We start from the raw sequence: 21338 nt of genomic DNA, 5'->3' as shown, positions 1-21338 counted from the left end.
GCCCCAGGTACCTCAAAATTCGGGCATGACGGAACCGCGGGAGTCACCGCGTGGTATCTCACGTCAGACGTTTCTGCGGGGTGCCGCTGGGGCGTTGGCCGTCGGGGCGGTGTTCGGAACGACCCGGGCCAGTGCCGATCCGGCAACCTCTGGCTGGGGCGATCTGGCTGCCGCCATCAGGGGGCAGGTGATACTGCCGGACAGCGGTGGGCAATTCGCCTCGGCCAAGGCGGTTTTCAACACCAACTTCAACGGCCTGGCTCCTGCGGCGGTCGTCGCCCCGAGTTCGACGGCGGACGTACAGAGGGCAATGGCCTTCGCTGCCAATCACAATCTCAAAGTCGCTCCGCGCGGCGGTGGGCACTCCTATGTGGGCGCATCGACGGCGAACGGCACCATGGTCCTTGACCTGCGCCAATTGCCCGGTGACATCAACTACGACGCCGGCACCGGGTATGTCACGGTGACCCCTGCCACCGGTCTGTATGCGATTCACCAGACGCTGGCCGGAGCCGGCCGGGGGATCCCGACAGGTACCTGTCCGTCGGTCGGCGCTGCCGGACACGCTCTGGGAGGCGGGTTGGGCGCCCAATCGCGGCATGCGGGCCTGATGTCCGATCAATTGGTGTCGGCGACGGTGGTGTTACCCGGCGGCGCGGCGGTCAACGCTTCGGCCAATGAGAACCCAGATCTGTTCTGGGCGTTGCGCGGCGGGGGCGGCGGCAACTTCGGGGTGACGACGGCGCTGACCTTCGCCACCTTCCCGACCAGCGATGTGGATGCGGTGAGTCTTCACTTCCCGCTGCAGTCATTCGCGCAGGTTCTGGTCGGTTGGCAGAACTGGCTGCGTACCGCCGACCGCAACAGTTGGGCGCTGGCGGACACGGTCACCGACCCGGGAGGCGCGCACTGTCGCATCCTTGCGACCTGCCCGGCAGGCTCAGGTGACGCAGTGGCGGCCGCGGTCTCCCAAGCGGTCGGGCTGCAACCGACCGGGGTGGACAAGCACACGTTCAATTACTTGGACCTGGTGCAATTCCTGGCCGTCAACAACCTCAACCCGTCGCCGCTCGGCTATGTCGGCGGATCCGATGTCTTCCAGTCGATCACCCCGGCTGTCGCCCAGGGGATCGCCGCGGCGTTCAACGCCTTTCCCAGTGGAGCCGGCCGTCCGTTGGTGATCATGCACGCGCTCGACGGCGCCCTCGCCACCGTGGGCCCGGGGGACACCGCCTTCCCGTGGCGGCGGCAGTCCGCACTGGTGCAGTGGTACGTCGAGAACTCCGGCTCTCCGGCGGCGGCGGCCCAGTGGCTCAACACCGCCCACCAAGCGGTGGCGGCGTATTCGGTGGGTGGTTACGTGAACTATCTCGAGGCGAACCAGCCGGCCTCGCGGTATTTCGGCGCCAACCTCGCCCGGCTGGCCGCCACCCGGCAGAAGTATGACCCCGGTCGGATCATGTTCTCGGGCTTGAACTTTTGACGGAGTACTGACAGCCGTCCAGATCGTGCGCGCGCAGCGTTATGTTGGTCATCAGCTCTTTGAGAGAAGGTGCGATGGACGAGATGGTTCCGCAGACACCGGCGGCTGCAGCAGCCCTTGCCGTCGCAACGCACTTCTATTCGCCTGCGTTGCTCAATCACTGCATCCGTTCGTATCTGTGGGGTTCGACGTACGCAGCGGCACACGGCATCACCTTCGACAACGAGCTCTACTACGTCTCGGCACTGCTGCACGACATCGGTCTGACCGGCCCGTTCGACAGTCACCGGGTGTCGTTCGAGGAGGCGGGTGGGGACCTGGCCTGGGTGTTCGGCGTGGCCGCCGGCTGGCCTGCCGACCGGGCAGCCAGGGCGACGGAGATCATCGTGCTGCACATGCGCGACGACGTTTCGGCGGCGGTCGATCCCGAGTCCCACCTCTTGCAGGTGGCCACCGGCTGGGACGTCGTCGGACGCCGGCCAGAGGAGTTCCCCACCGCGACGCGAGCCGACATACTCGCGCGCTATCCCAGGCAAGGGTTCGGCAGCGAATTCATTGCCTGCTTCGAGGATCAGGCGCGACGCAAACCGGGTGGCGCCGCTGCTGCGTCGGTGGCCAACAATGGTGCCGAACGCATCAGAGCCAATCCGTTGGACGCCTAGGCGAAGTCGCTTCAAGCCCGAGACGGAGCGCTCGAATTGCTTTCCGAGTCAAGAAGAGTGGCGACGAAATACCCGGCATGAGCGTCAATACTCCACATTGTCGCTGGTAGTGCGATATACATCCGTGCATAGACCCCGGCCGAACTGACAAAAGGGGGCGGGCGTGCGAACACCACAGCGCTACCTGATTTTGGGACTGCTACCGGCGATGCTCCCGTTCGGAGCCGTCACCACGATGGCACCTCCGGCGAGGGCGGACTGCACAAGTTCGGGCTATGCCACGGTCTGTGCGCAGGGCGACGTGCGCGGCGCAGATGGAGTGCCACGGGCAGCCACACCGGTAGTTCCCTATCCCTGTGCCAACGACTGGTACTGCGATACCGGATGGGATCTCGATGTCATCTGGGATCCGGGCCGCCCCGGCGGGCCCGGTGGTCCAGGAGGTCCTGGTGGTCCGGGAGGCCCCGGCCGTCCGGGTGGCGGTGGCGGCATCAGACCGCGTTGAGGAACTACGTCATGAACCGTGGACAACTTGCTGAAGGAGCCAACATGTCGTCCTCTCGTCTCACACACCGCGCCGCCGGCGCAGCGATCGGCGCCGGCGTGTTCGTCGGCCTGACACTTCTGAGTGCCGCGGCGGCCGCGGCGGATCCACCTGTCCCGCCCCCGTGCACGGCCGCCGAGATGGCGCGCGTGATGTCCGGCGTCTCTTTCGAGACCTCGAATTATCTGACCGCCCACCCCGACGTCAACGACTTCTTCACCAGCCTCAAGGGCCAGCCCAAGGACCAGATCGGGGAGAAGGTTCGCGGTTATCTCGATGCCAATCCCGCCGTTCGCGGGGATCTCGACCGCATCAGGCAACCGTCTTCTGACTTCCGGGAGCGCTGCGGACTTCCCGCGACTCCCTGATGGTTTGATGTCCATCGACCCAGAGCAGAGGTGAGCGATGGGCGGCTTGAGCCTGGCGGGCTTGGGGTTGTTTCTAGCGGGGGTCCTCGCAGCGTCAGCCTTGCTGGCTGTCGGGAGCGTGTGGATCGCCAACAAAACGGTGTACCGGTCCGGCGCCGAGAAACAAACGGGGACTCTGTCACCGTTTCTGACCACCGTGGCTCTCGTCTACGGCGCGCTGCTGGGTTTCACGGTCGTTGTCGCGTGGGAGCAGTTCTCCTCGGCTGAGGAGAACGTCACCAATGAGTCATCGACGCTGGCGACGATGTACCGGCAGACTGTGAGCCTGCCGGGGCCTGAGCAGGCGCGAATGCGGGAACTGCTGCGTACCTACACTGTCGCCGCACAGGCCGAGTGGGATGCGCGGCAACGCGATGTCGCGAGTGATTCGGCGCGAGGGGCGATCACCGACATGTACCGGGTACTGGGTCAGGAAGCGCCCACCGCCCACCCGGTCAACGCCGAGATCCGCGATCAGCTCAATGTCCTTACATCGCAACGGAACACGAGAGTCCTCGACGCGAAGCCCCGGATACCGGGTCTGCTGTGGAGCGGCCTGCTGTTCGGGGCTGTCCTTCTCATCGGGCTCATCGGCTTCACACATCTCAGCAATGTGGTGAGTCACATGATCCTGTCGAGCGCGATCGCCATCCTGCTCGGCCTTCTGCTGTTCCTCATCTTCTGGCTCGACCATCCGTTCGGGCAGCAGCTCGGCGTCACGCCGACATTGCTCGACTACGCCGTGCAGGTCTTCGACGGGGTCGATCAAGGAAAGTAGGCGGTGAGGTCACCACGTGACGGGCACTTCCTCAACGCCATAGATTTCCTGCTGGTTCTGAAACGGCAGCTCGTCGACAGGGACAGTCAGGGACAGTCCTGGCAGTCGACGGGCCAGCGTGGACAGTGCGACCTGCATTTCGACTCTGGCGAGGTTCTGCCCGATGCACTGATGCACGCCGAATCCGAAACCCAAATGCCCACGGGTGTTCCGGTCGATGTCGAGGAGGGTGGGATCGTCGACGAACGTGGGATCCCAGTTCCCGGCAGGCAGGTTCATCAACAGGAATTCCCCGGCGCGGACCAACTCGCCGCCGAGGGTGAGATCCTCGGTCGCCACCCGGTCCACCTGGCTGTGCACGATCGTGAGGTAGCGCATCAACTCTTCGACGATGTTGGCGACGACGGCGGTGTCGTCGGTCCGGCTGAGCACCTCGAAGACATCGGGATGTTGCAGCAGTGCAACGGTTCCCAGGGAGATCATGCTGGCTGTGGTCTCGTGTCCGGCCTGCAGGAGGATCAGTCCGTTCATGGCGGCCGTCTCACGGCTCAGTTCACCGGATGCGACGTGGTCGGTGATGAGCCGGCTCATCAGGTCATCACCGGGCTCGCGTTCCTTGCGTGCGACCAGGTCGAACATGTAGCCGAAGAGTGCCCCGATCGCCTGGGCCTTCTCGTCCTCGGACGACCGGGCATCCAGCCCGACCGTGCTGTGGTGTTGGAAGAACGCGTGATCGCTGTAGGGCACGCCCAGCAACAGCGAGATGACGAGCGACGGCACCGGCAACGCGAAGCCCCGTACGAGATCTGCCGGCGGTCCGGCCTCGATCACGGTGTCCAGGAATTGATCGACCAGTTCCTGGATCTGCGGCCGCATCGCCTCGGCCCGCCGCCAGGTGAAATCGCGAGTCATCATGCGGCGCAGCCGATTGTGTTCGGGATCGTCGATGCGTGCGAAGATCACCGGCAAGGCGTCGCCGGCGCCGACCTCGCGCAGACGCGGCTTGATCGTGTCCGCGCTGAGGCGAGGATCGACCAACGAAGCCCGGATGTCCTCGTACCGGCTGACCACCCACGTCGGCCGGCCCTGCCATATCACTCGTTGTGGTGCAGCCGATTCGCGCCACTCGGAGAATTCGGGTGGTGGTGCCAGCGGGCATCGTGCGGATCGCGGCCTCGGGATGGTGGGCAGGTCGACGTCGTCGCCGACGGTCCGGGTCATGAGTACGAACCTATCGGCCCTGTAGAACAAATGTTAGGTTTTCTCGCGATGCGGGTTCGCGCCCATGGGGGAGTCAACTCGAGTCGCACTTCACTCCCCAGGCCACGCACACCGGCCTAGCCTCGAGGCGTTGGGTCTCACCTGCCACCCGGACGAGTGAAGGAACTGAGCATGCGAGCAACCGTGATGTACGGCGCCGGCGACGTGCGTGTCGAGAATGTGCCCGACCCCATCGTGAAGGAGCCGACTGACGCCATCGTGCGCGTCACCCGTGCCTGTATCTGCGGCAGCGACCTGTGGCCGTACCAGTCGATGCCGCACAAGGATGGCGGCCGCCGGATGGGTCATGAGTTCATCGGCGTCGTCGAGGACGTCGGCTCGGATGTGTCCGGATTCCGGCGCGGCGATCTGGTGGTGGCCCCCTTCGTCTGGGCGGACAACACGTGTGACTTCTGCAAGGAGGGGCTGCAGACGTCGTGCCGCCATGGTGGCGGCTGGGGTGAGCGGGGTGTCGATGCCGGCCAGGGCGAGGCCGTGCGTGTCCCGCAGGCGCAGGGCACCTTGGTGAAGCTTCCGGTGGCCGAGGATTCTGCGCTCATGCCCTCCCTGCTGACCTTGTCGGACGTCTTCTGCACCGGCCATCACGGCGTGGTGACCGCCGGGGTGGGGCTGGGATCGTCGGTGACCGTCATCGGGGACGGCGCGGTGGGACTGTGCGCGGTGCTGGCCGCCAAGCGGCTGGGTGCCGAGCAGATCATCCTCAATGGACGGCACACCGTCCGGACCGACCTGGGTCGCGAGTTCGGCGCCACCGACGTCGTCGCCGAACGCGGCGACGAAGCCGTCGAGAAGATCCGCCAACTGACCGGCGGCGACGGTACCCACGCGGTGATCGAATGCGTCGGGACCGAGCCCTCGGTCGCCACCGCTCTCGACGCGGTACGCGCCGGCGGCCGCGTCAGCCGGCTCGGGGTATCTCAATACACTGAGGTGCCAATGGGTTTCGGCACGTTTTTCCGCAACGTCACCCTCACCGGCGGAGTCGCGCCGGCCCGCGCCTACATCGAGGAACTCATGCCCGACGTTCTCGACGGCGCCATCGAACCCGGACGGGTCTTCGACCGCACCATCGGTCTCGACGAAACCCCCGACGGCTACCGCGCGATGGCCGACCGCGAGGCCCTCAAGGTGTTGATCGAGCCATGACACTGCTGCTGCAAGATCGCGACGACCGTGGCGTCGTCACCTTGACACTGAACCGCCCGCAGGCGTTCAACGCGTTGTCCGAGGCGATGCTGACCGCGCTCGGTGACGCCTTCGACGCTCTGGCGCAGGACGACACGGTGCGTGCCGTCGTGCTCGGGGCATCCGGCAAGGCGTTCTGCGCCGGCCATGATCTCAAAGAGATGCGGGCTGAGCCGTCCCTGGAGTACTACCAGCGGTTGTTCGCCCAGTGCACCGCGATGATGCTGTCGGTCCAGCGGCTGCCGGTACCGGTGATCGCGCGGGTTCAAGGCCTCGCGACGGCGGCGGGCTGCCAGCTCGTCGCGATGTGCGATCTTGCGGTGGCCAGTGATGACGCGCGCTTCGCGGTCAGCGGCGTCAACGTCGGGTTGTTCTGTGCCACTCCGGGTGTGGCGCTGTCGCGCAACGTGCCCCGCAAGGCTGCCTTCGAGATGCTCGTGACCGGTGAATTCGTCTCTGCCGAGCAGGCCCGGGTCCTGGGTCTTCTCAACCGGGTAGTGGCAGCGGACGCCCTCGACGCCGAGGTCGAGGCGGTGGTCGCGAGCATCGTGGCGAAACCCCGCGTCGCCGTCGCGATGGGTAAGGCGTTGTTCTACCGGCAGATCGACGTCGACATCGAGTCCGCCTACGCGGACGCGGGCGCGACGATGGCCTGCAACATGATGGATCCGAGTGCACTCGAAGGAGTGCAGGCTTTCATCGACAAGCGCCCGCCGCGTTGGTCGGTGCCGCCGACATAGCAGCCGAGTCGTCCCGCATCAGGCGGCGCGGCGGTGGCCTGCCTGCGCTGATGACACTTCGACGGCATTCGATTCGTCGCCGCGAACCACGGCCATTGCCCGGTCCGCGGTGGCACCTTCTTCACTGTCACCGCGGTAGTTCCGCAGGTACCGGTCCATTTCATCCCGGCGCAGCGGCGTGGAGAAAATGCTCACGTTGTTGGTCGGGGCATCGGGTTGCCGGTCTCGGGCCAGATTGCGGGCGCCGGTGCGGAAGCCGGCAACGGCGCCGACCAGGCATGCGATCAGCGCGATGCCGGCGACCACCGCCAGGTCACTGCCCGATGCCAGGGCTGCGACGAAAAGCCCGAGCGAGACGAACCCGACCAGCAGCAGAACGTACGCAATGCCGGGAACCGGAATACGGCCCACGCCTTTGAACATGTGATCACCTCACGAGAACTCGAACCTACCGAATAACTACGCTACGCGTAGCGTATCGATTGCTACGTATAGCGTAGCGCATGGCGGGGCCGAAGTATTCCCGTCGACTGACGGACAGACCGGGTAGGGGACCGATGGCACAAGGGCGGATCGAAGACGGCATCGCTGAGTCGACGCTGTACCTGTTGCGCGCCGGAGGACCTCGGGCGGTGACCGTCGAAGCTGTTGCCGCGCACTCGGGAATTGCGAAGACGACGATCTACCGACGGCATCCCAACCGGCGGGACATGTTGGCCGGCGCGCTGTCGCGACTCGCCTCACCGGGGCCACTCGATCCCCGCGCCGGCGCCCCGGAACGGCTCCGGTGGCTCATCACCCACGCGATCGCAACGGTCGAGGGCGGCATCGGACTCGGCGGGCTCGCGGCATTGCTCACCGAGGATGACCCCGAATTCACCACGGTGTTCCGGCGGATCCTGATCGACCAGCGCGCGGCGCTGGCCGCCGTGATCGACGACGCCAAGGCCGATGGTTCGATCCGCGCGGACGTTGATTCCGAGACGCTGATAGACGGGGTGGTCGGTGCGTACATCGCCGAGAATGCCCGCATCGGTGACATCGAAGACGGTTGGGAGGAACGCTTGTTCAAGCTTTTCTGGCCCGCGGTGCGGGCGGGAAAATAGCCTGCTCCACGAAGCAGACAGGGGTTGAAGCAGTGCCGTTGATCGATGTGACGTGCGGGGCGTGGGCCACCGATGCCGTGCGATTGCGGCTGGCGGAAGTGCTACCGGCGGCGGTCTCGATCGCCGTCGAATGCGGCGACGAACCCTACGATGGCAACCTCCAGCCGGGGGATGTGCTGATCCGGTTCCACGACGTCGGACCGTTCGATCGGTTCGACCTCGATGTGCTGATCGAGGTCAAGTCGAAGTTCTTTCCAGATCGGGCTGAGGATCGGCAGGCCGGTGCCGACGCCATACTTGCCGCCGCGCAGACCGCGACCGGTGCGGGCTGCCGGATCGGTGTCTATCTGACCCTGCCTGTGGCGGCTTGGTCCCAGACGGAGGTCAGCTGACCGTGTCTGCTGAGCTCACCGGCGCTGCAGCTCGATGATCGGGATGACGCGGTCGGTCTTGGTTTGGTATTCGCCGAATCCCGGGGCCTGCTCGACGATGCGCGGATAAGCGGCGTCGCGCTCGGCCAGCGGCATCTCCCGCGCGTGCACGTCATAGGCGTCGGTGCCGATCTCGATGTGGGCATCGGGATGCGCGCGCAGGTTGTGTAACCACGCGGGGTCCACGTCGGCGCCCGCGTACGAACCGACGATGGCGAGCTTGCCGTCGAGGTCGAACGCCATCACCGGGTTGACGCGCTCCTTGCCGCTCTTGGCCCCGGTGGTGTGCAGCAGAAGCAGCGTCGCGCCCTCGAACGGTCCGCCGACCTTGCCGCCGTTGGCGCGGAACTCGGCGATGATGTTGTCATTCCAGTTGTCTGCCATGACTTCCTTCCTATCACCGCTCGGTAGTGGTGATGTGGACCGACGACGTCAGAGTCTCATGTACCGGGCAGCGTTCGGCGATGTCCATGAGCCGCTGCCGCTGAGTGTCGTCGAGTTCGCCGATCAACTCGATCTCGCGGTCGATATGGTCGATCATGCCTTTGGTGGTCTCGCAGTCGGCACAGTCTTTCGCATGAATGCGTGAGTGCCGCAACATCACTCGCACCTTATCGAGGGGCCAGCCCTTGCGGTTGGCGTACATCCGCACCGTCATCGACGTGCATGCGCCCAGACCGGCCAACACCAGGTCATAGGGATTCGGGCCGGCATCGTCGCCCACCGGGAGGGGTTCGTCAGCGATGAGTTGGTGGCGCCCGGCGGTGATCTGCTGGGTGTAGGTCCCTGCGCCTGTCTCGGCGACCGTCACGTCAGTGGTCATATTCACGAGTTTCCGCGAGCAGACGCAAAACTGCCTCGAAATGCTGATCTTTGGGCAGTTTTGTGACTGCTCGCCGAGCCTGTTGGTCGTTCATGTCGTCACCTTTCACGCGCGGCAATCGTCAACAAGGTGAACCCCTTGGCGGCCGGACATCGGAGGCGACAACCATGACCCTACAACTCGGCGTGATCGCGACGCTGATCGTCGCGATCACCATCGCGGCCAATGCGGCAATGGCGCTCGGGGACCTTGTCGGGGCCAGCTTCGTGCTGGCCAACTCGGCGGAGGTCGGCGTCCCGCGGACCTGGGTACCGGTGCTCGGGTTACTCAAGGGCGCGGCAGCCGTCGGACTGCTCGTGGGCCTGCTCGCGTTCCCACCGCTCGGCGTCGCGGCCGCGATCGGACTGATCGCGTTCTTCATCGGTGCCGTCATCACCCACATCCGCGCACAGGTGTTCTACAACATCGCTTTTCCCGCTACGTTCCTCGTGCTCGCGGTGTTGTCGCTGGGGGCCTTTGTCGCGGGTTGACGCAACTGGACCCAACTGGACACAACTGAAAAGGCTCCATCCCTTGCGGGATGGAGCCTTTCAACTCGGCGTGACGCTCAGGCGCTACAGCCGACGCCCTGCTTGAGCAAGAGCTCGCGCTCGGACTCGCCCAGGCCGCCCCAGATGCCGTACGACTCACCGATAGCCAGTGCGTGTGAACGGCATTGGGTGATCACCGGGCACCTGTGGCACATCTCCTTGGCGCGCACCTCACGTTGAGCCCGGGCCCGTCCGCGTTCACCATCGGGGTGGAAGAACATCGACGAATCGACACCACGGCAAAGTCCCTGCATCTGCCAATCCCAGATATCCGTATTGGATCCGGGAAGCTGTTGCGGATGTTGCATTTGGAAAACCGCCTCTCTGCTCGCCCATCTCGCCAAAGCGGGCGGGGTTTGAATTCGGTTGAACCCAACTGAGGATGTCGATGGGTTCGGTGGGCCCGATCAACTCAGGACAGCTCAGTCGAGGTCGTAGCAGGCCTCCAGGAATTCCATTTCCAGGTGGAGGATCTCGGACACCAGGGCGCCGAGGTGCTCGATCTCGTCGTCACTCACGACGAGGTTGTCGACCTCATGGGTGAGGAAGTCGACGGTGTCGATGTAGGGCAGCTCCGCATGCGAGGTAATCCATTCCTGCAGGGCCTCCGACCGCTGGGCCGGCACGGCGGCCGCTCGCGAACACCACAGCGCGTAGAGCCGTTCCGACGGGTACATGCAGGCGACGATCTCCGCATAGGTTCCGGTGTCGCAGATCTCCAGCACGCGTTCGCCGAGTTGCTCGGCGCGACGCCGGGCGTTCGGTCCGGGTTCGGCCGCGCCGCCCGCCGCCGATACCTGGTCGAAGAAGTCGTGCTGGTCACCGATGAACGAGGCCATGGTGGCCGCGTGTCCGCGAATCGCCGGCAGTCCCGGCGCTCGCAGGATGGCCGACCCGAGGGCGCGTGCCGCCACGGTGACGAACTCGGCCTCCAGCAGCATGTAGCGCGCCAGGACGTCTTCGGAGAGCGTGCCGTCGGTCGCCTCCCTGATGAACCGCGAGTCGAGCTTCGCCTCCCACGCCGAGGCGGCCGCCCCGATCAGGCGCTCGCTCACCGGGCTCACTGCCGTCGACTGCGAAGTCGTTCCGGTCTGCTGCACTGACATTGTCAGTTTTCCTTTCCGTTGATCAACCAGGTCACCAAGCCGCCCCAGAGCCGTGAGTAGTCCTGCGAATCGAGGTACTGCCGTGAAGCCCAGTGCTCGCTGCAGTCGCTGGCGTAGGCCAACGCCCTGCCCTCGCCGTACGGCCAGGTGACAAGAATCGGATCCGCCCCGACGTTGAGGAGCACGTCGCCGCCGTCGCGGGCCATCAGCCGGTTGTAGCCGAGAAGCGGGCCGAAAGTCTGGGCACCACCCAGGGCCGCGTGGTCCGGATGCGCGGTTGTCGGATCGACCCCCTGAGGCAGCTCGACGCGGTCATCGGCCGCGGCGATGGTCACCGGAAGGACCTCCGCGATCGGCGTATTCGCATAGGCGGCACGGTTTTCCAAGCCGGCAAACGAGAGGTACCCGCCGATCATGGCGAACCCGCCTCCGGCGCGCACGTAGTCGACGATCTGAGTCAACGGGTTGATGGTCGGGGTCGCCCGCTCCCAACACTGCGCGGTCAACATGAACGTGTTGGCGCCCACGTCACTGAGGAGCACGGCGTCGTACTTGTCCAGCTCCGGCCACTGGGTGTCCACCAAATGCGCCGGGAGGTGATGGAAGCGGTGTCCGGCCGAGGTGACCGCCCGCTCGATCCATTCGGTACCCACGCCGTACGAGCTGTAGGTGAAGGAGTCAAATCCTTTGACGTCCGTGGTGTTTCGGATCCAACTCTCTCCAATTAGCAGTATATCGCTCATGCGTTTTCTCCTTGTGTAGACATTGGTGCGAAAAGTCGAAGCGGTCAGATGCGAATGCGTGGGTCTGCCGCCGCCTGAAGTACGTCGATGATCGCGTTCACGGTCACGTATCCGACACCGACCACCAGCGTCACACCCGCGATCCCGGGGAAGTCGCCGGACGGAATGCTCTGGGCCACATACGCGCCCACTCCCGGCCAGCCGAAGATGACCTCGACCACCGCCAGGCTGGCGAAGATGCCGCCTACCTGAAGCCCGATCATCGAGAGCGTCGAGCCGATCGAGTTCCGAATGCCGTGCCGCGACAGGACTCTCCACTCGCCGAGGCCCTTTGACCGCGCGGTGCGGATGTAGTCCGAGTCCATCGTGTTGGTCAAGCTGCTGCGAAAGACGCGGGCGACGGCAACCGCGGGAGTCAGCGCAAGGACGGTGACCGGGAGAACCAGATGCAGGGCGGCATCTCCGGCCAGTGCGAAGTCGCCGGCAAGCAGAGAGTCGATGAAGACGACCCCGGTGGGGCTCTGGGGGACATCGAACGCCGCGGTCTGACCACTGGCCGGAAGCCACGCAAGTTGGGCGTAGAACACCACGACGGCGATCAGCCCCAGCAGAAACGGTGGGACCGAGGCCAGACCGATGAGTGTGTTGTTCAGCACCGAGGTGCCGCGGACACCGCGCCCGGCGAGCGCGCCCACCGTCAATCCGACGACAACAGCCAGCGTCAGCGCCAACGCGAGCAGGGTGAGACTGGCCGGCAGGTACTGGAGCACGTCCTCGCTGACCGGTCGCCGGGTGCGGATGGAGATACCCAGATCGCCGTGGAGCAGCCGATCGATGTAGTGGATGTACTGGGAGGGCAGCGATCGATCCAGCCACAACTCGTGACGCTTGGCCGCCAACGCCTCCGGCGATGCGCTGGCGCCGAGAATCTGCTTGGCGGGATCTCCCGGCGTGGCCTGGCGAAGCAGGAACAGGGTGCCGGTGAGGACGAGCAACACGGCGACGAGCGCGAGCAGTCGATTGACGACAAATCGAATCATTGAACTACCTCCTATCGATTGCCGAGCATGATGCGGAGGGCGTCCCCGGCCTTGTTGGCGATGAAGGCGGCCAGAAGAACCGTCATTGCAGGCGCGACGGAGATCCAGGCGGCGTTGAGCAGCATGGGAATACCGGCGGCGGCCATGCTTCCGAGCTCCGGTGCCGGTTGGGGTGCGCCCAGGCCGATGAACGACAACCCGGCCAGGGTGACGATCAGGCCGCCGACGTCCAGGCTCGCAGCGACCAGGATTGTGGGGATCGCACCGGGGAGCAGGTGCCGCCCCCAGAGCCGGAGTACTCCGACCCCAGCCACCCGAGCCGCCTCGACGTGAGGCCGCGCGGCGAGCTGGCGGATCTCCCCGCGGACGATCCGGGAGTAGTAGGGCCACCACACGACGGCGACGCCGATCAGGGTGTGGGTCAGCGAAGGCCCGAGGGCGGAGACGACCGCGATGGCGAGCACCGGCGCCGGCAAGGCAAGGAAGAGATCGGTCAGGCGCATGAGAAGCGTGTCGACCCAGCCGCCCACCGCTCCGGCAACCAGACCGATTCCGCCGCCGATGAGCAGGCCGGAGGCGATCACCGCCAAGGCAGCGAACCAACTCGTCCGCAGGCCCAACAGGCACCGGCTGAGGACATCCCGGCCGGCATCGTCCGTGCCGAACAGGAATGCGGAATCCGGTGGGGTGAGGGGAGTTCCGGCCGGAATCAGGGCACTGTGCGGCGCCAGCAATGGCGCGGCCAGCGCAACCAGGGTGAGCGCGATCAGGGCCCCCACCCAGAACCGCTCGGACCAGCCCGCGTGCGCGCCAGTGCGGATCGCCCGGCGGGGGATCAACCAACGGCCGGGGCGGACAGCGACCTCGGTCATTGCGGGGCCTCCTGATTGAAGCAAGCGACGCGCTGCCCGACCACGGGCGTGGCTGTCAACGTGGGTACTGCCGTGCACTCCGGCAGTGCGCGATCGCACCGCAGGCGGTAGGCACATCCGTCCTGGGGGAGTCCGGATTCATCGGTGGCAGCGGCGGTGACTTGCGGGTGGGGTTCCAACTTCGGTATCGCATCGAGCAGTGCCCTCGTGTAGGGATGCCGGGGCGCGGAGATGACTTCCTCGACCGGTCCTTCTTCCACGATCCGGCCCATGTACATGACGACGAGCCGATCGGCGACGATGCGCGCTGCGGCGATGTCGTGAGTGACGAAGAGCATTGCCATGTCGAGGTTCCGGCGCAGGTCGCCCAGCAGATTGAGTACCCCGGCGGCGCGCGAGACATCGAGCGCGCTCGTCGGTTCGTCCGCGAGAAGTAGGGCCGGGGGTTCGACGATCGCGCGAGCGAGCGCAAGGCGTTGCCGCTGACCGCCGGACAGCTGGCGGGGCTTGAGCGGCAGAGCGGACTGCGGCAACCCGACATTGGTACAGGCGACCCGGACCTTCTCCAGCCGGCTCGCCCGATCGAGTCCGGTACCCCGCAATCGCTCACCGATGAGTTCGGCGGCGGTCATCCACGGCGTCAGAGACGCGCCGGCATCCTGAAACACCATCTGAGGTCGTACCGAGCCGCCGAAGTTCAACTGGCCGGCCGACACCGACTGGAGCCCGGCCACCGCCCGCAGCAATGTCGACTTGCCCGAACCGCTCTCTCCGACGATGGCGACGCACTCCGTGTTCCCGACGGTGAGGTTCACTCCGTCCAGGGCGTGCAGGACGTGGCGGCGGCCCCAACCCGACCGCGACGTGAACGTGACGCTGACGTCGCGGACCTCGAGGGGGACGGTTGTCGCCGCCGCGGCGGCGATGACCTGCGAGTCGATCAGCTGCCCGACCGCCCCGGTGTCGGCGGTTGGCGCCGGCACGTCATCGAGGACACAGGCGGCCAGGTGCTCGGGCACGGGTCCACGGAACTGCGGGGTTCCGGCATCGCACGCGTCGTGGTGGTACTCGCACCGGGAGCTGAAGATGCACCCGCCCGGCTCACTCGTCGGCGCGGGAAGATCACCAGGCATCTGGGGGAGGCGGTGGGTGCGGTCGGTGGACAGACTCAGGCGTGACTGCAGAAGAGCCCGCGTGTAGGGATGCCGGGGCGTGTGGATGACCTCAGAAGTCGGCCCCACCTCAAGGAGGCGCCCGGCGTACATGACGGCGATCCGATCGGCGATCTGTGCTGCCACCCCGAGGTCGTGGGTGATGAAGAGCATGGACGCATCGGACTGGCCCCGCAGGTCATGCAGGAGCCGGAGGACACGCGCCTGAACCGTGACGTCGAGGGCCGTCGTCGGTTCGTCCAGAACGATCAGGCGCGGCCGCCGGACGATGGCCATCGCCAGCATGACGCGCTGTCTCTGGCCGCCGGACATCTGGTGCGGGTACCAGCTCATCCGCTCTTCCGGCTGGGGCACGCCGACTTCGGAGAGGATGCGGATCGCCTCGGCCCGATCGGCCGCAACCTCCAGGATCTGGTTGCCGATCGTCATCGTGGGGTTGAGCGAGGTCATCGGATCCTGGAAGACGGCTCCCAGCGAATTCCGTCGCAGCTCACGCATCTGCCCCGGCGAGGCCGAGATGACAGGTACACCGCACACTGCCATCTCGCCCTCGATGACGGGCCCGGCCTCGTCGGGCAGCAGGCCCAGCAGGCTCAGCCCCAGGACGGTCTTGCCCGACCCGGATTCGCCGACGAGACACACCACCTCGCCCGGCTGGATGTCCAGAGACACCCCACGCACGGCGCGGACTGTTCCGTCCCCGGTCGGGAAGGACACCCGCACGTCCTTCAGACCGGCGACCGGAGCCGGGGTCGCTTCTTCCGATCGATCCGCCTTCGCGGGCGACGGGCTCAGCATGGCTTGATCGATGGGAGGCGCAACGCCCACATCGTCGTGAAGTCGTGCTCCCACCCGCACAGACCGGAGCGCGCCACGATGACCGCCCGCTGATCCGCCAAGGGCAGGTAGTTCCCGCTGGTGGTGTAGAGGTCTGCCGCCGCCGCGTACTTCTGTGCAGCTGCTGCCTCGGACTCCGCCCGCAAGCCATCGACGATGAGCTGATCAGCGGCAGCCACGTTCGTCGGGGCGAAATAGCTCAGTCCGCCTGTGCGGGAGTAGAAGACCGTCGGAAACGCCGAGGGGTCCGCGTCGTCAGAGTTGGCCGGCAGGATGAGCATGTTGGGACGACCCTGATCCTGCGTCGGCCAGGCCCAGGTCGTCTCCTGAGTGACTCCGCGGGTGGTGACCTCGAGCCCGGCAGCGCTCAACTGGGTCTGCAGCAGCTGGGCGACCTGGGCGTTCAGCGCGTCGTCGGTGGTGTAGGCCAGATCGACTTTCTTCGAGGGCAGCGTCGCGACCAGAGCCTTCAGCTTGCTCGGATCGTAGGTCGGGTTGAAGACGCCCTTGCCCTCGGGGAGCACGCCGGCCGGGAGGATGCTCGTCGCCACCGAAGCGGTGTCTCCGTACACCTGATCGACGATGGCCTTGCGGTCCACTGCCTGCGCGATCGCCTGGCGTACCGGCTCGGAGTTGAACGGCTCCATGTCCGGGTTGATCCAGGCGTTGAGCCGAACGATGGACGGCAACATCTGGGTCTGGAATTTCGGCTCGGCGAACCGCTGCAGGTCGCGGAACGGCACCCCGTGGTAGATCAGGTCGAGTTGCCCCTGTTCGAGCATGAGCTGCTGGGTGGTGAAGTTCGGGACCATCGAGAACTGCATCGTCGGGAAGCCGGCCTTCTCACCCCAGTACCCGTCGAAGCGCTTGAGTTGATAGCTCTGCCCGGGGCTTACCGCCCCGAGTTGGTAGGCACCCGTGCCCGCCGAGTGTGTCGCAAGCCATTTCTGTGCGTGGTCCCCGTCGACAGTGTTGTCCGCCACCGCTTTTGAGCTCACAGCGCGAATTCCGTAGGGGGACGCGAGATAGTGCAGGAAGGCCGAATTGGGTTGTGACAGTTTCAGCACGAGAGTAAGCGGATCGGGCGTCTCGATGGTCTCGACATCCTTGACGAGGTACACCGTCGCGAGGTCGAGAGCCTTACGGCGTTCGATCTCGGCCTTCCAGGACGCGGAATCCATTGCCGTGCCGTCGTGGAACTTGACCCCGTCACGCAAGTGGAAGGTGTACGTCAGCCGGTCGGGTGAGACGTCCCAGGAGGTGGCCAGCAGCGGATCGATCTCCGTCGAGGAGTCCCCGCGGTACCGGACCAGGCCTTCGTAGGCCGCCTGGACCACACTCATCCCTTCGCCGTCCATGAAGACGTCCGGGTCCAGCGACCCGGGGTCGTACGAGAAGGCCAGGCGCAAGGCATCGCCGGGAGGCTGGCCGGCGACGTTGGAGCCACCGCAGCTGGCGACCGTGAATGCCAGGGCGATTGTGGCGAGCACCGTGGGAACGAGTCGTCGATTCATGGTCAGGGCACCATCCGATCGGGTGTGGGCGGTTGAGATTGTTCGATGAGGGAGGCAAGGGTTGGGCGACGTGCGGTTGTCGCCGGGTGTTGTCAGGCTTCGGTGAGGTAGCGGCGCACGACCGCAGCACCCGCTGGGTCGTGGTTGTCGAGAAATTGCACGACGTCGCCGACGGGCCCGATCCCGGCCTGAGGGCCGAACTCGGTGACGGTTCTGGCGGCAGCCGCATTGGCGAATACCAGTGCGGCCTGCAGGTCCCAGCCGGCAGTGAGGCCGTACATCAGCGAGCTGCCGAAGGCGTCGCCGGCGCCGGTGACATCCACGGCCGAGACGGGGATGCCGGCGATCGCGATCCGGGTGCCGTCGTCGGTGTGGGCCGTGGCGCCGCCGGCACCAAGGGTGACGACGACGGTCCTGATCCCCTTCGCGAGCAGAGCCTCGACTCCACTCCCTCCGGGTGAACGCGCATCGAGCCGGGCCATGCCCACCTCATTGACGAGAACGATGTCGACCGCGCTCAGCAAGTCGTCGTGTTCTTCACCTTCGGCGCAGACATCGAGGTCCACCGCCACGGTGACTCCCGCCGCGCGCACGTCCTGCAGCAGCTCGCGGCCCGAGACGTCACCGGGCGGCCGGAGCCGGTGCAGTTCCATCGGCGTGGAGTAGATGAACGGTGCCGTCGCGAGATCTCGCCCCAACTCAGGCGTTACGGGGACCTGGTATTCCCCGACCTCGGGAATGAACACCACATGCTCGTCCCCGACGAGGTAGATCATCGTCCGTGAGTCGTTCAATGCCGGATCGGTGAGCACGTGGCTCACCCCGACGCCGTTGTCCCCGAGACGGTGCAGCAACTGCTCTGCCACCGCCCCACCGTTGAGCGCCGTCACCAGTTCGCAGGAACCGGAATACCCGGCATACCGGCAGGCCGCGTTTGCGATCATCCCGCCCGTAACCGGAGGGAGCATCTGCACCATCGCCTTGTCGGGTGGAGTCGGCCACTTCTCCATGCGGTAGTACTCGTCGAGGGCAACATCGCCGATGAAGACGGCGGTGCGCCCGGCGGCAGGGACCGGCGCGCTCATCCGATCACCACGGGGCCGTCGAGCAGGTCCACCCACGCCGCGTCCGATTCGGGGACGCGGCCGGCGATCCACAGGTAGCTCGTCGCCGAGTCCCGGCCGCGGCAGGCGTCGTGCCAGACACCCGGCTCGAGAATGACGACATCACCACGTTCGAGAGTGAAAGCCTCGACCTGCGCGGCCATGGGCGCAGGCCCCTGGGTGGGCGGCGCGACAGCGAGCACGATCGGGGCGTTCGTGCACACGAGGACCTCTGTCGTGGTGCGGTGCCGCTCCATCTGCTTGCATTCCCACGGGCCTTGGGCGCATGACGTCATGCCCAATTGGGCTGAGCCCAAGGTCAATTCGCTTCGGGTGTGTACGTCGCTCCAACCGATACCCGCACCCCGCCCGACATCGTCTGAGTCCTCGGACAGGCGGAAGTGGGAACCGTAGGCCGCGAAGCCGGCCGAGGACACCGGCCGAGCGTCACACCGCATGGCTGACCTGTCGCCGTGCCGCCTCGAAGGCTGTCGCGAGTCTGGCGACGTGCTCGGTCTCCACCGGCTGGTCATCGCGGTGGAAGCGCTTGAAGTAGCTTCCGACGATCGCGCCATCAGTATCTGCGAGTTGCAGTGCCACGTTCTGCTCCGTCACCCCGGCACCCACGATCAGCGGGAAGTCGGGTCCGAGCAGATCCCGGAAACGTCCGATCTTGTTCATGTCCGTCACGCGTCCGGTCCCCGTACCCGTGACGACCACCGCATCGCACCGCTGTTCGGCCAGGGCGAGGTCGTCCCGCAGGGGCAATCCGGACAAGTACGGCTGGTACTTGAAGCGCACTCCGCCGAGTACGACGACGCCGGTGGATGAGCGCAACTCGGCCAGCCGGCTGCCCAATTCGGCGTCCTGGTCGGGGGGAAGGTGTCCGGCCACCGAGTCGAGCTGGACGAATCGCGCGTAATACTGGCTTGCCAGACGGAATCCCGCTTCCATGTCGCGCAGCGCATTGACGCCGTACACGACATCTGACCGGTGCGAGGCCAGGTAATCCAGGACTTCCTCGACGACCGGGAGGGTCGCGAAGTAGTCCTCGACGATGACAGCGTCAACCCCGTTGTCCAGGTACTGGTCGAGTTCCTCTTTCGCGATGGCGACCTTCTCGGCGTTGTCGTCTCCGCGAAGGTGCAGCATGCCGATCAGCGGTTGGTCGACGCCAAAGCACTCGCGAAATCTCACACGAGCAGTTCTCACTGTGGTTCTCCTGTTCTGACACCGGCGATGGCGCCGGCAAACTTGCTGGTCGTGACACGCCGACGACAGGCGTCGGGCGTCGGGTTCGAGGTGGGTGGCGGGTCTGTGCGCTCGCAGGCCTACGTATCGGTCCCGCCCACGGTGACCATGACCCGCACGGCGGCGGCCTGTGGTGAGTACTGGACCGTCGTGCGTTCCACGATCTCTCCGGCGGCGTCGTGCACCACGCCATTGACCTGGGTGAGGCAGCACACGGAGGGCTGCAGGTCGAGCCACTCCCGCGCCAGATCGGTCGGTGGCACCGCGCAGATTTCCAGTTCGGTGTGGTGCGGGGAGACGCCGTACTCCTCGCGGAGAACCTGATACAGCGATTCGACGGAGAAGTCGTGCTGGTCCAGGTTCGGGAAACGTTCCAGTGACAGTCGGGATTCGTCGATGTTGACGAAGACGGTTTTGGAGTCGGTCTTCAATCCTCGGACACGCACCAGATGCAGCATCGGCTCGCCGGTGCGGTGATCGACCTCGCACTTGATGACTTTGGTCGTCGGCCGTTGCTGCTGGCTGCGGGCGAATTCGGTGAAGCTGCCGAAGTTCCAGATGCTGTGGCGCACCGGCGCCATCCGGACGTAGGTCCCTTTACCCCGGACCTGCTGGACCATTCCCTCACTGACCAGGATGGCCAGGGCGTTGCGGATCGTCCCACGCGTGGTCCCGAACATGCGCTGCAGTTCGGACTCCGACGGGAGGAGGCTGTCGTCGGGGTACGCGCCCGACACGATCATGCGCTTGAGATAGGCGCCGATCTGGACGTACAGCGGTGAGCGATCCTGCTCGTCCAGCAGCGGTGAGCGATCCTGCTCGTCGTCCAACAGCGTCATCGGCGTCCTCTCCGGGGTAGTTGTCTACCTGTCTATACATCTATCCCAGTGAGCTCGATCACGTCAAGGGTTCAGTGGGACCGGAGTCACGTCCCACTGAAAAAGGCCCCATCCCTTGCGGGATGGGGCCTTGTCAGCTCGGCGTATGAAGTTTGCTGTGAAGCTCAGGCGCTGCGGCGGATGCCCCGCTTGAGCAAGAGCTCGCGCTCGGACTCGCTCAGGCCGCCCCAGATGCCGTACGGCTCGCCGACGGCCAGTGCGTGTGAACGGCATTGGGTGATCACCGGGCAGCTGCGGCACATCTCCTTGGCGCGCACCTCACGTTGAGCCCGGGCCCGTCCGCGTTCACCATCGGGGTGGAAGAACATCGATGAATCGACACCACGGCAAAGTCCTTGCATTTGCCAATCCCAGATATCCGCATTGGGTCCGGGAAGCTGCTGCGGCTGCGGCATTTGGAAAACCCCTCTCTGCTCGCCCATTTCGCCAACGCGGGCGGGTTTGAGTCGGTGGAACCGAACTGAGCTCATGTCGCCGATGACCGCTCGTGCACACAAACTAGGGGGACTGAATAAACCGCGTCAATAGCCTGCCGGTGTGCTAAAGGGCATAATCGCAGGTCGAGAATTTACATCACGTTCATCGTTGCGATGCCTTGACGGAGACATGAGTGTTAGGGCAGTGGCAACGGTCTTCAGGTTTCCCCTGTTCGGGCAGGCGGGAGCGTTGTGTGCAATTCCGGGCGGGCGATAGTTAGTTGACATGCCATTAACATTTGAGTCATTAATTGTTAACTAATGACCGGGGAGCAAAGTGAATTTCGGAGTATCC

Annotated in this window: 25 protein-coding genes; 9 read left to right on the top strand and 16 right to left on the bottom strand. The window is 65.6% G+C overall.

Annotation, left to right across the window (positions count from 1 at the left end; genetic code table 11):
• The first annotated feature begins 25 nt into the window (after positions 1–25).
• The 4 genes from ACZYZ7_RS20245 (at position 26) to ACZYZ7_RS20230 (ending at position 3874) form a co-directional block, all read left to right on the top strand.
• On the top strand, positions 26–1483 hold the full coding sequence (locus ACZYZ7_RS20245) for an FAD-binding oxidoreductase (protein ID WP_463741626.1): 1458 nt from the start codon (positions 26–28) through the stop codon (positions 1481–1483).
• Positions 1484–1557: 74 nt separating this feature from the next.
• On the top strand, positions 1558–2145 hold the full coding sequence (locus ACZYZ7_RS20240) for an HD domain-containing protein (RefSeq protein WP_463741625.1): 588 nt from the start codon (positions 1558–1560) through the stop codon (positions 2143–2145).
• Between the two features lie 549 nt (positions 2146–2694).
• Positions 2695–3057, top strand: a complete 363-nt coding sequence (locus ACZYZ7_RS20235) for a heme-binding protein (protein ID WP_463741624.1) — start codon at positions 2695–2697, stop codon at positions 3055–3057.
• 37 nt (positions 3058–3094) lie between these two features.
• Positions 3095–3874 (top strand): bestrophin-like domain, encoded by a 780-nt coding sequence (locus ACZYZ7_RS20230; protein ID WP_463741623.1) that lies wholly within the window; start codon positions 3095–3097, stop codon positions 3872–3874.
• A gap of 9 nt (positions 3875–3883) precedes the next feature.
• Here ACZYZ7_RS20230 and ACZYZ7_RS20225 read toward each other — a convergent pair whose 3' ends face one another.
• Positions 3884–5095 carry a cytochrome P450 gene (locus tag ACZYZ7_RS20225; RefSeq protein ID WP_463741622.1) on the bottom strand — a complete coding sequence of 404 codons (1212 nt, stop codon included), beginning with the start codon at positions 5093–5095 and terminating at the stop codon, positions 3884–3886.
• A 171-nt stretch (positions 5096–5266) separates the two neighbouring features.
• Between ACZYZ7_RS20225 and ACZYZ7_RS20220 the strand changes: the two genes are divergently transcribed.
• Together ACZYZ7_RS20220 and ACZYZ7_RS20215 are read left to right on the top strand one after the other, a co-directional pair.
• Positions 5267–6301, top strand: coding sequence for a zinc-binding dehydrogenase (locus ACZYZ7_RS20220; RefSeq protein ID WP_463741621.1), 1035 nt, complete (start codon positions 5267–5269; stop codon positions 6299–6301).
• The gene (locus tag ACZYZ7_RS20215) at positions 6298–7080 is read left to right on the top strand and encodes an enoyl-CoA hydratase (RefSeq protein WP_463741620.1); all 783 of its coding nucleotides are present in this window, start codon (positions 6298–6300) and stop codon (positions 7078–7080) included. The genes ACZYZ7_RS20220 and ACZYZ7_RS20215 overlap by 4 nt, the downstream gene beginning before the upstream one ends.
• Positions 7081–7098: 18 nt before the next feature.
• On the opposite strand, the gene ACZYZ7_RS20210 is transcribed toward ACZYZ7_RS20215, so the two are convergent.
• Positions 7099–7503: a hypothetical protein gene (locus tag ACZYZ7_RS20210; RefSeq protein WP_450070415.1), complete on the bottom strand. Its 405-nt coding sequence runs from the start codon at positions 7501–7503 to the stop codon at positions 7099–7101.
• 134 nt (positions 7504–7637) lie between these two features.
• Between ACZYZ7_RS20210 and ACZYZ7_RS20205 the strand changes: the two genes are divergently transcribed.
• Positions 7638–8186 (top strand): TetR/AcrR family transcriptional regulator, encoded by a 549-nt coding sequence (locus ACZYZ7_RS20205; RefSeq protein WP_463741619.1) that lies wholly within the window; start codon positions 7638–7640, stop codon positions 8184–8186.
• Positions 8187–8218: 32 nt separating this feature from the next.
• The gene (locus ACZYZ7_RS20200; RefSeq protein WP_463741618.1) at positions 8219–8578 is read left to right on the top strand and encodes a hypothetical protein; all 360 of its coding nucleotides are present in this window, start codon (positions 8219–8221) and stop codon (positions 8576–8578) included.
• Positions 8579–8593: 15 nt separating this feature from the next.
• On the opposite strand, the gene ACZYZ7_RS20195 is transcribed toward ACZYZ7_RS20200, so the two are convergent.
• Both ACZYZ7_RS20195 and ACZYZ7_RS20190 read right to left on the bottom strand, forming a co-directional pair.
• Positions 8594–9001 carry a nitroreductase family deazaflavin-dependent oxidoreductase gene (locus ACZYZ7_RS20195; RefSeq protein WP_463741617.1) on the bottom strand — a complete coding sequence of 136 codons (408 nt, stop codon included), beginning with the start codon at positions 8999–9001 and terminating at the stop codon, positions 8594–8596.
• Between the two features lie 13 nt (positions 9002–9014).
• Positions 9015–9440 (bottom strand): OsmC family protein, encoded by a 426-nt coding sequence (locus tag ACZYZ7_RS20190; RefSeq protein WP_135453023.1) that lies wholly within the window; start codon positions 9438–9440, stop codon positions 9015–9017.
• 167 nt (positions 9441–9607) lie between these two features.
• Here ACZYZ7_RS20190 and ACZYZ7_RS20185 point away from each other — a divergent pair, with 167 nt between their 5' ends.
• Positions 9608–9970: a DoxX family protein gene (locus ACZYZ7_RS20185; RefSeq protein ID WP_450070412.1), complete on the top strand. Its 363-nt coding sequence runs from the start codon at positions 9608–9610 to the stop codon at positions 9968–9970.
• Between the two features lie 77 nt (positions 9971–10047).
• On the opposite strand, the gene ACZYZ7_RS20180 is transcribed toward ACZYZ7_RS20185, so the two are convergent.
• The 12 genes from ACZYZ7_RS20180 to ACZYZ7_RS20125 all read right to left on the bottom strand — a co-directional run bounded on the left by ACZYZ7_RS20180 (position 10048) and on the right by ACZYZ7_RS20125 (position 20962).
• Positions 10048–10338 (bottom strand): WhiB family transcriptional regulator, encoded by a 291-nt coding sequence (locus tag ACZYZ7_RS20180; protein WP_463741616.1) that lies wholly within the window; start codon positions 10336–10338, stop codon positions 10048–10050.
• A gap of 114 nt (positions 10339–10452) precedes the next feature.
• Positions 10453–11136 (bottom strand): TenA family protein, encoded by a 684-nt coding sequence (locus tag ACZYZ7_RS20175; protein ID WP_463741615.1) that lies wholly within the window; start codon positions 11134–11136, stop codon positions 10453–10455.
• A 2-nt stretch (positions 11137–11138) separates the two neighbouring features.
• Positions 11139–11879, bottom strand: coding sequence for a glutamine amidotransferase (locus ACZYZ7_RS20170; RefSeq protein WP_463741614.1), 741 nt, complete (start codon positions 11877–11879; stop codon positions 11139–11141).
• Positions 11880–11923: 44 nt separating this feature from the next.
• Positions 11924–12919 (bottom strand): ABC transporter permease, encoded by a 996-nt coding sequence (locus tag ACZYZ7_RS20165; protein WP_463741613.1) that lies wholly within the window; start codon positions 12917–12919, stop codon positions 11924–11926.
• An 11-nt stretch (positions 12920–12930) separates the two neighbouring features.
• Positions 12931–13791 (bottom strand): ABC transporter permease, encoded by an 861-nt coding sequence (locus ACZYZ7_RS20160; RefSeq protein ID WP_463741612.1) that lies wholly within the window; start codon positions 13789–13791, stop codon positions 12931–12933.
• Complete coding sequence (locus ACZYZ7_RS20155; protein WP_463741611.1) at positions 13788–15761, bottom strand: ABC transporter ATP-binding protein; 1974 nt, start codon at positions 15759–15761, stop codon at positions 13788–13790. The genes ACZYZ7_RS20160 and ACZYZ7_RS20155 overlap by 4 nt, the downstream gene beginning before the upstream one ends.
• Positions 15755–17314 carry an ABC transporter substrate-binding protein gene (locus ACZYZ7_RS20150; protein ID WP_463741610.1) on the bottom strand — a complete coding sequence of 520 codons (1560 nt, stop codon included), beginning with the start codon at positions 17312–17314 and terminating at the stop codon, positions 15755–15757. The genes ACZYZ7_RS20155 and ACZYZ7_RS20150 overlap by 7 nt, the downstream gene beginning before the upstream one ends.
• Positions 17315–17406: 92 nt before the next feature.
• Positions 17407–18399: a carbohydrate kinase family protein gene (locus ACZYZ7_RS20145; RefSeq protein WP_135453032.1), complete on the bottom strand. Its 993-nt coding sequence runs from the start codon at positions 18397–18399 to the stop codon at positions 17407–17409.
• Positions 18396–18854: an ureidoglycolate lyase gene (locus ACZYZ7_RS20140; protein WP_167857753.1), complete on the bottom strand. Its 459-nt coding sequence runs from the start codon at positions 18852–18854 to the stop codon at positions 18396–18398. Before ACZYZ7_RS20140 ends, ACZYZ7_RS20145 begins: the two co-directional genes overlap by 4 nt.
• Positions 18855–18864: 10 nt before the next feature.
• Positions 18865–19629: a BtpA/SgcQ family protein gene (locus tag ACZYZ7_RS20135; RefSeq protein WP_463741609.1), complete on the bottom strand. Its 765-nt coding sequence runs from the start codon at positions 19627–19629 to the stop codon at positions 18865–18867.
• Positions 19630–19748: 119 nt separating this feature from the next.
• The gene (locus ACZYZ7_RS20130; protein WP_463741608.1) at positions 19749–20507 is read right to left on the bottom strand and encodes a GntR family transcriptional regulator; all 759 of its coding nucleotides are present in this window, start codon (positions 20505–20507) and stop codon (positions 19749–19751) included.
• A gap of 164 nt (positions 20508–20671) precedes the next feature.
• A complete protein-coding gene (locus ACZYZ7_RS20125) occupies positions 20672–20962 on the bottom strand; it encodes a WhiB family transcriptional regulator (RefSeq protein WP_029107049.1) in 291 nt (96 codons plus the stop codon).
• Positions 20963–21338: the final 376 nt, after the last annotated feature.

This window comes from Mycobacterium sp. IDUB_17 (assembly GCF_055419465.1).
The sequence above is the reverse complement of the archived record's forward strand: the minus strand, read 5'-3'. Positions and strand labels throughout refer to the sequence as shown.